Below are 12,518 nucleotides of genomic sequence, written 5' to 3' on the forward strand. Positions count from 1 at the left end.
TCGCCATGACCACCACCACGGCCACGGCCGACCCTGCCGCAGAGTTCCTCGACCGTCGTAGCCCGCTCGAGCGCGCCCGTGGCGTGCTGCACCGCTACCCGGCCCTGAGCCCGGCGATCGTGCTGGTGCTGTCCGTCATCGTGTTCGGGTTGCTCAACGACCGGTTCCTCGCGCTGTCGAACCTGTCGCTCATCACACAGCAGGTCGCCGTCGTCGGCACCCTCGCGGCGGCACAGACCCTCATCATCCTGACCGCCGGCATCGACCTGTCCGTCGGGGCCGTCATGGTCCTGGCCTCGATGGTCATGGCCCAGGTCGCCTCCGGCTCCGGGGCGCCCCCGGTGCTCGCCCTGGCGTTCGGGCTCCTCGTCGGCATGGCCTGCGGCGGGTTGAACGGGTTCCTCGTGACCCGGCTCAAGCTGCCGCCGTTCATCGCCACCCTCGGGACCTTCAACGTCTTCACCGCGATAGCGCTGCTCTACTCCCGCGGCGCCACCGTGCGAGGCGGCGACATGCCCGCCGTGATGACGTGGACGGGCACCACGTTCCCCGTGTTCGGGGTACGGGTGTCCACCGGGGTGCTGCTCATGCTCGGCGCCTACCTGGTCCTCGCCGTCGCGCTGTCGCGCACGGCCTGGGGCAAGCACGTCTACGCGGTCGGCGACGACAAGGACGCGGCGAGGCTGTCCGGCATCAGCGTCAACCGGGTGCTGCTGAGCGTCTACCTCACCGCCGGCGTGATCCTCGCCCTCGCGGCCTGGATCCAGATCGGACGCGCCAACGCCGCCAGCCCCAACGTCGGCGTCGACATGAACCTCGACTCGATCACCGCCGTCGTCATCGGTGGTACCAGCCTGTTCGGCGGGCGCGGCGTGATCTGGGGGACGCTGCTCGGCGCCCTCATCGTCGGCGTGTTCCGCAACGGCCTGTCGCTCGCCGGCCTCGACGTGCTCTACCAGACCCTGGCCGTGGGGATCCTCGTGATCGTCGCGGTCTCGCTCGACCAGTGGATCAGGAAGGTGCGGAAGTGACCACCATCGACGACACCTCCACCGCAGGGACGCCCGCGGTCGTCCCGGACGCCACCCCGGTGCTGCAGGCACGCGGGCTCGTCAAGACCTTCGGCCGCGTCGTGGGCCTCGACGGCGTGGACCTCGACCTCTACCCCGGCGAGGTCCTCGCGATCATCGGTGACAACGGCGCCGGCAAGTCGACGCTGGTCAAGTGCCTCACCGGTGCCGAGACCCCGGACCAGGGCGAGATCCTCCTCGACGGCAACAAGGTGCACTTCAAGCGTCCGCAGGACGCCCGTGCCGCCGGGATCGAGACCGTCTACCAGACGCTCGCCGTCTCGCCGTCGCTCGACATCGCGTCGAACCTCTTCCTGGGCCGGGAGGTGCGACGCCCCGGGTTCCTCGGCACGGTGCTACGGCTGACCGACCGGGCGGGGATGCGGGAGAGCGCCCGTCGCGAGCTCCGTGAGCTGGGCATCTCCACGCTGCAGGACGTCACCGTGCCGGTGGAGAACCTCTCCGGCGGGCAGCGTCAGGCCGTCGCGGTGGCCCGGGCGGCGGCCTTCGGCTCCAAGGTCGTCGTCCTCGACGAGCCGACGGCGGCGCTCGGCGTCCGGGAGTCCGGCCAGGTCCTCGAGCTCGTGCGCACGCTGCGGGACAAGGGCGTGCCCGTCATCATCATCAGCCACAACATGCCGCACGTCTTCGAGATCGCCGACCGCATCCACGTCCAGCGGCTCGGTCGGTGCGCAGCCACGATCACGCCGCAGTCGCACACCATGACCGAGGCCGTGGCGATCATGACCGGCGCCGCCCAGGCCTGACCCCCCGCAACCCCGCACCGAACGAAGGAGTTCGTATGCCTCGCCCTGCCCGCCCGCGGGTCCTCGCGGCGCTCGCCGGCGTCCTCGCGCTCGCCGTGGCTCCCGCCGCCGTCGCTGCTGAACCCGAGCCGTACCGGCCGGCGATCCACTACACGCCCGAGCAGAACTGGATGAACGACCCCAACGGTCTCGTCCACCACGACGGCACGTACCACCTGTACTACCAGCACAACCCGGAGGGGAACCGTTGGGGGAACATGTCGTGGGGGCACGCCACCAGCCCTGACCTCGCGACCTGGACCGAGCAGCCGCTCGCCATCGCCCAGACCTTCGACGACGACGGCGTGCCGATCGAGGACATCTTCTCCGGCTCGGTGGTGGTCGACCACGGCAACACGAGCGGGTTCGGCACCGTCGAGGACCCGCCGCTCGTCGCGGTCTACACCAGCGCGTACACCGACGCCCATCCCACGCACGCGGGCGTCCAGGCGCAGTCGCTCGCCTACTCCACCGACGGCGGCTACACCTGGACCAAGTACGCCGACAACCCGGTGCTGGACCGGGACAGCGCCAACTTCCGCGATCCCAAGGTGATCTGGTACGACGACCCGGGATCCCCGGACGGCGGCTACTGGGTGATGGTGGTCGTCGAAGCCTTCGACCGCCAGGTGCTGCTGTACCGGTCGGACGACCTGAAGGACTGGGCCTACCTGTCGACCTTCGGCCCGGCGAACGCCACCGGTGGCATCTGGGAGTGCCCCGACCTGTTCGAGCTGCCGATCGACGGCGACCCGGAGAACACCCGCTGGGTGATGGTGGTCAACCTCAACCCGGGCGCGGTCGCGGGCGGTTCCGGCGGCCAGTACTTCGTCGGTGAGTTCGACGGCACCACGTTCACCCCCGACCGCACGGTCGAGGGCGTCGAGGTGCCGGACGGCGACGTGATCGCCGACTTCGAGGACGGCTGGGCCGGCTGGACCGTGGCGAACGAACCCGGCCACCCCGACGATGGCCCGTTCGGTACCGAGCCGGTCGCCGGGACCGTGCCCGGCCAGCAGGAGGTCACGGGGTACGTCGGCGAGCGGCTGCTCAACTCGTTCGTCGGCCAGGACGGACCCACGGGGACCGCCGAGTCGCCGTCCTTCACGATCGAGCGTGACTGGCTGTCGATGCTGGTCGGGGGTGGCGACCACCCGCACGTCCAGGGTGGGCAGCTCGGCAACGAGCCGCCGTCCGGCACGCTGCTCTGGGACGGGTTCGAGCAGCGAGCCTCCGGGCAGACGCTCGCCGACGCCGGCTGGACCGGCACCGGGGACCTCGCGGCCACGGACAGCCCGTCGACCGCGGGCGGCGAGCACCACCTCGGCGACGGACGGATCAACACGTGGGAGGGCGGCCCGCCCGGTGACGACAACGTCGGCACCCTGACGTCGCCGAGCTTCGTGCTCGACGGGGACCACGTCAGCATGCTCGTCGGGGGTGGGCGCCGCGCCGACTCCGACCCGCAGACGCTCCAGGTCCAGCTGCTCGTCGACGGCGAGGTCGTGCGGCACCTGACCGGGCCCGAGGCCGGCGACCTGCGCTGGCGCTCCTGGGACGTCGCCGACCTGCGGGGCAAGGAGGCTCGGTTGCGGGTCGTCGACGAGGCGACCGGCGGGTGGGGCCACCTCACGCTCGACCACGTCGTCGTCGGCGACGAGCCGGCCACACCCCGCAGCTCGGAGACCACGGTCAACCTCGTCGTCGACGGTGAGGTCGTCCGCAGCGCCACCGGCCGCGACTCCGAGCACCTCGACTGGGTGAGCTGGGACACCTCGGAGCTGGTCGGGCAGGAGGCGACCGTACGCGTCGTCGACAACAACCGCGGCGGCTGGGGGCACGTGCTGCTCGATCACGTGGTGGCGACCGACGAGCCGGTGTCCCCGGGTGCAGAGCGCTACGACTGGCTCGACTGGGGGCGTGACTACTACGCCACGGTCTCGTTCGACAACGCGCCCGACGACCGCCGGTACATGATCGGGTGGATGAACGACTGGGCGTACGCCGAGGAGATCCCCACCCACCCGTGGCGCTCGGCGATGACGCTGCCGCGCGAGGTCACGCTGACCGACGTGGACGGCCGCGTGGAGCTGCGGCAGCAGGTCGTCGACGGGGTGGACCGCCTGGCGGTGCCCGCCGCAGCGACCCGGGTGCGGAACCTCGAGGTCTCGGACACGACCGTCCCGCTCGACGTCGACGCCGACGTCTACCGCCTCGACCTCGTGCTGGACGTCCGCGACGCGGATCGTGCCGGGGTGGTGGTGCGCACGGACGACGTGTTCACCGTCGCGGACGCCGCCGGCGGCGGCGAGGGCACGGTGGTGGCGTACGACGCGCGCCGGCAGCGGCTCGAGGTGGACCGGACGAGGTCCGGGGACGTCGGGTTCCACCCGGTGTTCGCCGGGGCGTCGTCAGCTCCGTTGCCCGACGCCACGGTGGCCGACGGGACGGTTCGCCTGAGGGTGTACGTCGACCGTTCGTCGGTCGAGGTCCTCACGTCCGACGGGTTGCGGACCGTCACGAGCCAGGTCTTCCCCGACGCGGCGTCGACGGGGGTGTCGGTCTTCTCCGAGGGTGGCAGCGCCCGCGTCAAGGCACTCACCGTCACCCCGCTCGCACCGTCGGTCCGCACCGACGCCGACGGCTCCTCGCGGGGTGCGGCGGCGTGCGCCGGGAAGCCGGGCCGCCCGGGCGCCGTGCCCTGCCAGCAGTGAACCGAAGGAGCACCGTTCCCGTGCACGCCCCCGCATCTCGTGTCCTCGTCGTCGGTGAGGCGCTCACCGACGTCGTCACCGCGCTCGACGGCAACCATCGCGAGCACCCGGGCGGCAGTCCCGCCAACGTCGCCGTGACGCTCGGCCGGCTCGGCGACCGCCCCCGGTTCGCCACCGCCGTCGGGCACGACGACCGGGGGCGGCGCCTCGTCGCCTGGTTGGCGCAGTCCGGGGTCGTGCTGACACCGGGCAGCGTGGGCAGCGGCCCGACCTCGGTCGCTGCCTCGCGGCTGGACGCCGACGGTGGTGCGGACTACGAGTTCGCGCTGACGTGGGCGCCCGACCTGCCGAGGGCAGCGCATGCGGGACTGGTGCACGCCGGCAGCGTCGCGACGTTGCTGGAACCTGGTGCGGGCGACGTGCTGCGGCTCGTGGAGGAGGCGCGCGCCACCGCCACGATCACGTACGACCCGAACCTGCGTCCGTCGATCTGCCCGGACCGGGCCGCCGTGCGGCGCCGGGTGGAACGGCTCGTGCAGCTCGCGGACGTGGTCAAGGTCTCCGACGAGGACCTGGCCTGGCTGTACCCGGCCGAGTCGTTCGAGCGGGTGCTCGACCGCTGGGCGACGGCCGGTCCCGCGGTGGTCGTCGGGACGCGCGGCCCTGCCGGTTCGGTGCTCGTGGCCGGGGACGTCCGCACGGACGTCCCCGGCCGGCGGGTCGACGTCGTCGACACGATCGGCGCCGGGGATGCCTTCATGGGCGGCCTGATACACGGCCTGCTCGGCGCCGGCCTGGACGGGGCAGGGCGCCGGAGCGCCCTGGCCGAGGCCGCAGCGGCCCGGCTCACCGAGATCGTGACGTTCGCGAGCGGCGTCGCTGCCGCGACCGTCGCCCGCGCAGGGGCGAACCCGCCGTGGCGCGCCGACCTGGACGGGAGCGCGGACCTGGTCAGGGCGTGAGCTCAGCGCGGCAGGTTGCGCAGGTTCGAGCGGGCCATCGACATGACCTCGCCCATGCCGCCACCGAGGATCTCCTTGGTCATGGCGGTGGCGAAACCGCGGATCTGCCCGGAGGTGATCGACGGGGGGATGGACAGGGCGTTCGGGTCGGTCATCACCTCCACCAGCGCCGGCCCGGGGGCGTCCAGGTGCTCCGCGAACGTCCTGCGCAGGTCCTTCGGCTTCACCACGCGGGTGGCAGGGATCCCGACGGCGGCCGCGATCGCCGCGTAGTCCATCTCGGGGGAGTCGGTGCCGTGCGACGGCAGCCCTTCGACCAGCATCTCCAGCTTCACCATGCCGAGGGTGGAGTTGTTGAACACGACGATCTTCACCGGCAGGTCGTAGGCACGCACGGTGATGAGCTCGCCGAGCAGCATGGCGAGTCCGCCGTCGCCGGCCATCGCGACCACCTGGCGGTCCGGCTGGGCGAAGGCTGCCCCGATCGCGTGCGGCAGCGCGTTGGCCATCGAGCCGTGGATGAACGAGCCGATCACGCGACGGCGCCCGTTGGGCGTGAGGTAGCGGGCCGCCCAGACGTTGTTCATCCCCGTGTCCACGGTGAAGACGGCATCGTCGGCGGCGGTCTCGTCGAGCTGGACCGCCGCGTACTCGGGGTGGATGGGCAGGTGCTTCTCCACCTTGCGGGTGTAGGCACCCACCACCTTGGTCATGTTCTCCGCGTGCTTGTCGACCATGCGGCGCAGGAACTTGCGGTTCGTCTTGCGCTCCACGAGCGGGTTGAGCAGCCGGAGGGTCTCGGCGACGTCACCGTGCACGGGCAGGTCGAGACGGGTGCGCCGGCCCAGGTGGGAGGCGTCGATGTCGATCTGCGCGGTCGGGACGTCGTCGGGCAGGAACGAGGCGTACGGGAAGTCGGTCCCGACGAGGACCAGCAGGTCCGCCCCGAAGACCGCCTGGTGGCAGGACCCGTACCCGAGCAGGCCCGACATGCCGACGTCGTGCGGGTTGTCGTACTGGATGATCTCCTTGCCGCGCAGCGAGTGGCCCACGGGGGCGGCCGCGAGGTCGGCGAGCTCGAGCACCTCCGACCGGGCCTCGCGGGCGCCGGCCCCGACGAACAGCGTGACCTTCTCGGCGTCGTTGATCGCCCGGGCGAGCGCGGTCACGTCCGCCTCGTTCGGCAGCACCCGGGCGGGGCAGGCGCCGGGGATGAGGATGGGGGCGTCGTCGTCGGGCACCTCGTGGTCCGCCACGTCACCGGGCAGCGTGAGCACGGCGACGCCCGGCGCGGCCAGCGCGTGCTGGATCGCCGAACGGGTGACACGGGGCAGCTGGGCCGCCGTCGAGATCATCTCCGAGAACACCGACGCCTCGGTGAACAGACGGTCCGGGTGGGTCTCCTGGAAGAACTGGGTGCCGATCTCCGCGCTCGGGATGTGCGAGGCGATCGCGAGCACGGGCAGCTTCGAGCGGTTCGCGTCGTACAGGCCGTTGATGAGGTGCAGGTTGCCGGGCCCGCACGACCCGGCGCACACGGCCAGCTTCCCGGTCACCTCGGCCTCCGCGGCGGCGGCGAACGCGGCGGCCTCCTCGTGCCGCACGTGCACCCAGGAGATGCCCTCGGTGCGGCGCACCGCGTCGACGATCGGGTTGAGCGAGTCCCCGACGATGCCGTAGATGCGTTCGACGCCGGCGGCGACGAGCTGGTCGACGAGGTGTTCTGCCACGGTACGGGCCACGGGGACCTCCCAAGGGTGGTGGTGACGGTCCCTTGCGATGCTGCCCCAGGTGGGCTCTCGCTGCGCGGGGAAGGACGGTGTCGCTCGGCACAGTACGGTCCGCACGGAGGCGGACGTCACGAGGCGTATGACAGGACCGCGGAAACGGTGACACCGCAGCACGTGCGGCTCACGCCCAGCCCCCACGGATCCTGCTCTGCGAACGCCCCCCGAAGGAGACCGTGCGCCGCGGGCGCCCATCGTGGGGTGAGCGGATGCCGGGAGTCCGTCAGCTCGAGGTCTGGGTGGCTCGGGCGACGGTGATCGCCAGGTCCCGGTGGGAGCCGGCCATGGCGGTCAGGCGGGACCTGAGCTCCGCCCTCCACGCAGGGTCGTCGTGGCCGGGCGTGCCGATCGCCTCGGTGATGCGGACCAGCGAGCAGACGGCGTGCACCCCGGCGAAGAGTCTCAGGTTCTCCTGGTCGGCGTCGTCGAGCGGCCGCACGCTGCGGTACCCGGCGACGAACGCCCGGAAGAGTCCTCGGTGCGCCGCCTCGGGCTTCCCGTCAGGCCCGGTGAGGTCACGCAGAGCGTAGGCGACGTCGGCGGCGTACCAGGACACGGCGGCCTCGTCGAGGTCGAAGGCGGTCGCTCGGCCTCTGTCCCAGGCGAGGTTGTCGAGCTCGAAGTCGCCGTGGACCACCCCGAACCGTGCGTCGTCGCGCGGCAGGGCGGCGAGCCGGTCGGACAGGAACGCCGCGGCCCTCACCAGGAGGGGGTCGTCCGCGAACCTCTCGGGAACCTCGCTCAGCTCGGCGAAGGCGACGGGCAGACCTGCGTCGACGCCCGCCGCTGCATCGTGCACCGAGGCGAGCGACCGGCCCCAGGCCCGGGCGTGGTCCTCGGTGAGGTCGTCCACGTCGAGCTCGTCGCCGGGGGCGGCCTCGACCACCATGGCGTGCATCGTCCCCAGCGCCGTCGGCACCGTCGCGACCAGAGCCCCGTCCCGGGCAGGGACCGGGCGGACCACCGCCGCCCCGTCGGTCGCGAGCCGGTTCATCAGCGTGGTCACCGCGACCACGGGCCCGACCCCTCGGGGGGTGTCGGGCAGGAGCCGCAGGAATCGCTTCCCGGCCGGGTCGGGCAGCACGAAGACGTGCGAGGCGCTGGAGCGCCACCACTTCGCCGTCCCGGACGGATACCCCCAGGCCGCGGCCGCCTCGTCGGCGACCGGGCTCTCCCAGGCGTCGGTCACGGTCCGTCGCAGACGGTCGATCTCTCCCAGCAGCATCATCGCCGGTCATCATCACCTGCCCGGAACAGGCCGGGCAACGCTTTTTGTCGCGCCCGCCCACCGACGCCGGGTGCACGACCGGCGGCCGGAGCCTACGGTCGAACGATGAGCGAAGCGACGACCGACGAGCTCCTGGCGATCGACGACCGGCTCGCCGCCGGCTCCGGCGCCGACTACGCGGAGGTGCTCCACGAGGACGCCGTGGTGGTGGTCCCCGGCGCGGTGCTGGACAAGGCGGGGTGCGTCGCCGCGATGGATGCCTCGCCCGGCTGGGACGAGGTCGACCTCTCCGACGCGCGGCTGGTCCGCAGCGGGGACGCCGCCACCGTCGTCTACCGGTTCACCGGGCGGCGCGGCCAGGACACCTACGCCGCCACCCTGGCCAGCACCTACGTGCGGCACGGCGAGAGCTGGCGCCTCCTGCTGCACCAGCACACGCCCGACTGAGGCGCCCCGTCCGCCCCGTGCCGTCAGCCGCGCAGCGCGTCCGGGATCGGGGTCTCGCCGCTGCGGAACCGCACGAACTTCCCGACCGTCAGCGGCTCGCGCAACGTGTCGACGACCACCTGGGCGACGTCGGCGCGCGGCACCGCCGACTCCTCGCCGCGGGCCGGGCTCACGCCGTCGGCCACGCGCTCGATGCGACCGGTGGCGGCGTCCTCGGTGAGGCTGCCCGGGCCGAGGATCGTCCAGTCCAGGTCCGTGCCGCGCAGGTGGTCGTCGGCGGCGAGCTTGGCGTCCGCGTAGGCGAAGAAGCTCGAGTCCTCGGGGACCCCGTGGTCCGGCACGGAGCCGATCCAGGACACCATGACGTAGCGGGCGACCCCGGCGTCCGCAGCGGCGTCCATGGAGCGGACGGCGGCGTCGCGGTCGACGGCGTAGGTGCGGTCAGGGCTTCCACCACCGGCCCCGGCCGTCCACACCACGGCGTCCGTGCCGCCGAGGGCCGCGGCGATCTCCTCGGTGCTCGCGTTCTCGACGTCGAGCAGCAGCGCCTCGGCACCCAGGCCGCGCACCTCGTCGAGCTGCTCGGGCTTGCGGACCACGCCGATGACGTCGTTCCCGTCCTCGGCGAGCAGGGGGAGCAGACGGCGTGCGACCTTGCCGAGCGCGCCGATGACGACGACCTTCATGAGGACCTCCGTGGATGTTCGGGGGAGTGCGGGCGGGTGCTCCCACCGTGACGCACGAAGCGGTCGAGCGCCAGCGCCACGGCTCTCGGGCCCGCGGCGACCCTCACACCCGTCGGTCGCGGCGGGCCCGGGCCACCTCCGCGTGCACCGCCCAGGCGTCCGCGACCGGGCCCAGGTGGGCGAGCTTGTCGGGGTTCATCACCCCGCGGACGGTCTGGATGTGCCCGTCGAGGACGTCGAGCGCCATGACGGCGAGCAGCCGGTGGTCCGTGGTGCGGACCACCATGCCCGGTTGGTGGTTGACCTCGTGCTGCTCGATCACCACGTCGCCCGCCGTCAGCAGGTCCCCGAACGCCGTGAACGCCCGGACCACCTTGGCCCGGCCGCTGACGGGGCGCGCGAACGCCGGCGCCTTGCCGCCACCGTCCCCGATGACCTGGACGTCCGCGGCGAGGAGCTCGGTGAGCCCCTCGACGTCGCCCTCGCGGAAGGCCTCGACGAACCGGGCGGCGAGCTCGGTGCGCTCGCGGCGGTCGGCGTCGAAGCGGGGCCGTCCCTCGGCCATGTGGCGACGGGCCCGGACCGCCAGCTGTCGGCACGCCGCCTCGGAGCGGTCCACGGCGGACGCGATCTCGGCGAAGTCGACCCCGAAGACCTCGCGGAGCACGAACACCGCCCGTTCCAGGGGGCTGAGCCGTTCCAGCAGGACCAACGCCGCCATCGAGACCGAGTCCGCGAGCTCGGCCGAGCGCTCCGGGTCCTCGTAGGGGTCGTCCAGCAGCGGCTCGGGGAACCACGTACCCGTGTACTCCTCGCGGCGCACGCGGGCGGACCGGAGCACGTCGATCGAGATGCGGGTGACCACTGCGGACAGGAACGACTTCACCGACGCGGGCTGCGCCGTCGTGCCCTCGTAGCGCAACCAGGTCTCCTGGACGGCGTCCTCGGCCTCGCTCACGCTGCCCAGGACCCGGTAGGCGATCGCGAACAGCAGCGGTCGCAGCGCCGTGAACTCCTCGGTGCGGGACACGCCGTCAGCCTGCCACGCCGACGTCCGCGGTGCGGGACGTGTCGGCCCCGGGCCAGCGGATCGCGCCCGGCACCCGGCGGGCGAAGCCGACCGCGGAGACCACGCCGCGCACCTGGAACCGCTTGAACGCGTTCACGCCGGGCCCGGTCCACGCCTTGTCGGTGGCGACGTCGTCGCGTGTGGTGAGCTGCAGGACCGCGGTGCGGCCGCCCACGCTGACGCAGCGCCCCTGGAACCCGAGGTCGAGCGGGGCCGGGGCGCCGTCGGTCACCCTGAGGACCTCGTCGCGCAGCACGTCGGCGGCGTGCGCCCCGGAGGGGAACGCGAACTGGCACGACATGCTGTACCGGCCGCCGTGCGGGGCCGTCGCGTGGCCGGCGTCGCCGACGGCCATCACCTGCGGGTGGGACACGGACCGCAGGGCGCCGTCGGTCACGGCGGCACCGGCGTCGTCGACGGCCAGCCCCGACTCCCGGGCCAGGGGAGGCGCCGCGAGGCCGCCGCACCACACCGTGAGGTCGGACGGCACCTCGGCGCCGTCGTCGAGCAGCAGCCGGTCGTGCTCGACCGCGCGGACCCGGGCCCTGTCGACGACCTCGACGCCGAGCCGGTCCAGGCCGGCACGCACATGGCGGGCGGCTCGGGGGCTGAACCACCCGGCTGCCTCACCGGAGGTGACCAGCCGGACGTGGACGTCGGGCCGGGCCTCGGCCAGCTCGCCGACGGTCTCCAGGCCGGTGAACCCGCCACCGACGACGGCGAGGGCAGAACCGGGCGCAGCCCGGGCGAACGCGGACCGCAGACGCTCCGCGGCGGCCAGGTCGGCGACGCCGTGGGTGTGCTCCCCACCCGGGACGGGGACCGGCTCGGTGGTGCTCCCCGTGGCGAGCACCACCCGGTCGAACCCGATCCGGCGCGTGCCGTCCGGTCCGGAGACGGTGGCGTGACCGGCGTCGGGGTCGAGGTCGGCGACCCAGCCCTTGAGGAACGAGACCCGCGATCCCAGCAGGGTGCGGACGGACGGTGCGGGGACCTGCCGTCCGATCGCGACGTGGTGCAGGCGCAGCCGGTTGACGAACGTCGGGCGCGGGTTGACGACCGTGACGCGCACCCGGCCGCGGGAGCGTCCCGCCAGCCGGACGGCGGCCAGGCCGCCGGCGAACCCTGCCCCGACGATCAGGACGTGTGTGCTCGGTGTCTGGTGTGAGGTGCTCATGCCCACGGGACGAGACAGCGCCCGTGGCTGTGACACCGGCCCGGCCGGTGCTGGTCAGCCGGCCTGGATCGCTGCCTGTGCGGCGTCCGCCGGGCTGTCGCCCTCGAGGTAGCGCGCGCCGGGCCCGAGCGCTGCGGCGTTGTCGGCGGGGTTCTGGAGCATGCAGCGCTCCAGGGACAGGCAGCCGCACCCGATGCAGGAGTCCAGCTGGTCGCGCAGCCGCTCGATCGCCGCGATGCGGGCGTCGAGGAGCGGCCGCCACGACCGGGACAACCGCGTCCAGTCCTCCGCGGTGGGGGTGCGGGCCTCGGGCAGGGTGGCGAGGGCCTCGGCGATCTGGTCGAGGGTGAGGCCGACGCGGGAGGCCGTGCGGACGAAGGCGACCCGCCGCAGGGTGGTGCGGTCGTAGCGCCGCTGGTTGCCGGACGTGCGCTGCGAGCCGATCAGCCCGAGCGACTCGTAGTACCGCAGCCCCGAGGGGGCCACCCCGCTGCGGCGGGAGAGCTCCCCGATGGTCAGGTAACGCTCGATCGGCACGCGGTCCTCCAGGCCTTGACTTCAAGTGAGGTTGA

11 protein-coding genes are annotated in these 12,518 nt (G+C 73.0%); 5 read left to right on the forward strand and 6 right to left on the reverse strand.

From position 1 onward, the window contains the following. The first annotated feature begins 5 nt into the window (after nucleotides 1-5). The 4 genes from HDG69_RS01315 to HDG69_RS01330 are packed head-to-tail and all read left to right on the forward strand — an operon-like array spanning nucleotide 6 to nucleotide 5,552. A complete protein-coding gene (locus HDG69_RS01315) occupies nucleotides 6-1,031 on the forward strand; it encodes an ABC transporter permease (RefSeq protein WP_171781981.1) in 1,026 nt (341 codons plus the stop codon). Continuing rightward, a complete protein-coding gene (locus HDG69_RS01320; RefSeq protein ID WP_171781982.1) occupies nucleotides 1,028-1,837 on the forward strand; it encodes an ATP-binding cassette domain-containing protein in 810 nt (269 codons plus the stop codon). The genes HDG69_RS01315 and HDG69_RS01320 overlap by 4 nt, the downstream gene beginning before the upstream one ends. 35 nt (nucleotides 1,838-1,872) lie before the next feature. Continuing rightward, nucleotides 1,873-4,590: a glycoside hydrolase family 32 protein gene (locus HDG69_RS01325; RefSeq protein WP_171781983.1), complete on the forward strand. Its 2,718-nt coding sequence runs from the start codon at nucleotides 1,873-1,875 to the stop codon at nucleotides 4,588-4,590. Between the two features lie 20 nt (nucleotides 4,591-4,610). Further along, the gene (locus HDG69_RS01330) at nucleotides 4,611-5,552 is read left to right on the forward strand and encodes a PfkB family carbohydrate kinase (protein ID WP_171781984.1); all 942 of its coding nucleotides are present in this window, start codon (nucleotides 4,611-4,613) and stop codon (nucleotides 5,550-5,552) included. A gap of 2 nt (nucleotides 5,553-5,554) precedes the next feature. On the opposite strand, the gene HDG69_RS01335 is transcribed toward HDG69_RS01330, so the two are convergent. Together HDG69_RS01335 and HDG69_RS01340 are read right to left on the reverse strand one after the other, a co-directional pair. Next, nucleotides 5,555-7,294, reverse strand: coding sequence for a pyruvate dehydrogenase (locus HDG69_RS01335; protein ID WP_343036201.1), 1,740 nt, complete (start codon nucleotides 7,292-7,294; stop codon nucleotides 5,555-5,557). A 268-nt stretch (nucleotides 7,295-7,562) separates the two neighbouring features. Next, on the reverse strand, nucleotides 7,563-8,567 hold the full coding sequence (locus HDG69_RS01340) for a phosphotransferase enzyme family protein (protein WP_171781986.1): 1,005 nt from the start codon (nucleotides 8,565-8,567) through the stop codon (nucleotides 7,563-7,565). A 105-nt stretch (nucleotides 8,568-8,672) separates the two neighbouring features. Here HDG69_RS01340 and HDG69_RS01345 point away from each other — a divergent pair, with 105 nt between their 5' ends. Beyond that, nucleotides 8,673-9,014: a nuclear transport factor 2 family protein gene (locus HDG69_RS01345; protein WP_171781987.1), complete on the forward strand. Its 342-nt coding sequence runs from the start codon at nucleotides 8,673-8,675 to the stop codon at nucleotides 9,012-9,014. A gap of 23 nt (nucleotides 9,015-9,037) precedes the next feature. Here the strand turns inward: HDG69_RS01345 and HDG69_RS01350 are convergent, their stop codons facing one another. The 4 genes from HDG69_RS01350 to soxR all read right to left on the reverse strand — a co-directional run bounded on the left by HDG69_RS01350 (nucleotide 9,038) and on the right by soxR (nucleotide 12,483). Then, nucleotides 9,038-9,700 carry an SDR family oxidoreductase gene (locus HDG69_RS01350; RefSeq protein ID WP_171781988.1) on the reverse strand — a complete coding sequence of 221 codons (663 nt, stop codon included), beginning with the start codon at nucleotides 9,698-9,700 and terminating at the stop codon, nucleotides 9,038-9,040. A 103-nt stretch (nucleotides 9,701-9,803) separates the two neighbouring features. Then, nucleotides 9,804-10,730, reverse strand: coding sequence for an RNA polymerase sigma-70 factor (locus HDG69_RS01355; protein ID WP_171781989.1), 927 nt, complete (start codon nucleotides 10,728-10,730; stop codon nucleotides 9,804-9,806). A 4-nt stretch (nucleotides 10,731-10,734) separates the two neighbouring features. Continuing rightward, the gene (locus HDG69_RS01360) at nucleotides 10,735-11,946 is read right to left on the reverse strand and encodes an NAD(P)/FAD-dependent oxidoreductase (RefSeq protein WP_171781990.1); all 1,212 of its coding nucleotides are present in this window, start codon (nucleotides 11,944-11,946) and stop codon (nucleotides 10,735-10,737) included. A gap of 54 nt (nucleotides 11,947-12,000) precedes the next feature. Then, the gene (soxR, locus tag HDG69_RS01365; protein ID WP_425483998.1) at nucleotides 12,001-12,483 is read right to left on the reverse strand and encodes a redox-sensitive transcriptional activator SoxR; all 483 of its coding nucleotides are present in this window, start codon (nucleotides 12,481-12,483) and stop codon (nucleotides 12,001-12,003) included. Between the last annotated feature and the right edge of the window lie 35 nt (nucleotides 12,484-12,518).

Source organism: Isoptericola halotolerans, assembly GCF_013149785.1.
GTDB classification, from domain to species: domain Bacteria; phylum Actinomycetota; class Actinomycetes; order Actinomycetales; family Cellulomonadaceae; genus Isoptericola; species Isoptericola halotolerans.

Excerpts from the sequence above, each read along its gene's own strand:
- HDG69_RS01325 (WP_171781983.1), top strand. The coding sequence starts at position 1,873 with ATGCCTCGCCCTGCCCGCCCGCGGGTCCTCGCGGCGCTCGCCGGCGTC.
- HDG69_RS01315 (WP_171781981.1), top strand. The coding sequence starts at position 6 with ATGACCACCACCACGGCCACGGCCGACCCTGCCGCAGAGTTCCTCGAC.
- HDG69_RS01345 (WP_171781987.1), top strand. The coding sequence starts at position 8,673 with ATGAGCGAAGCGACGACCGACGAGCTCCTGGCGATCGACGACCGGCTC.
- HDG69_RS01350 (WP_171781988.1), bottom strand. The coding sequence starts at position 9,700 with ATGAAGGTCGTCGTCATCGGCGCGCTCGGCAAGGTCGCACGCCGTCTG.
- HDG69_RS01340 (WP_171781986.1), bottom strand. The coding sequence starts at position 8,567 with ATGATGCTGCTGGGAGAGATCGACCGTCTGCGACGGACCGTGACCGAC.
- HDG69_RS01360 (WP_171781990.1), bottom strand. The coding sequence starts at position 11,946 with ATGAGCACCTCACACCAGACACCGAGCACACACGTCCTGATCGTCGGG.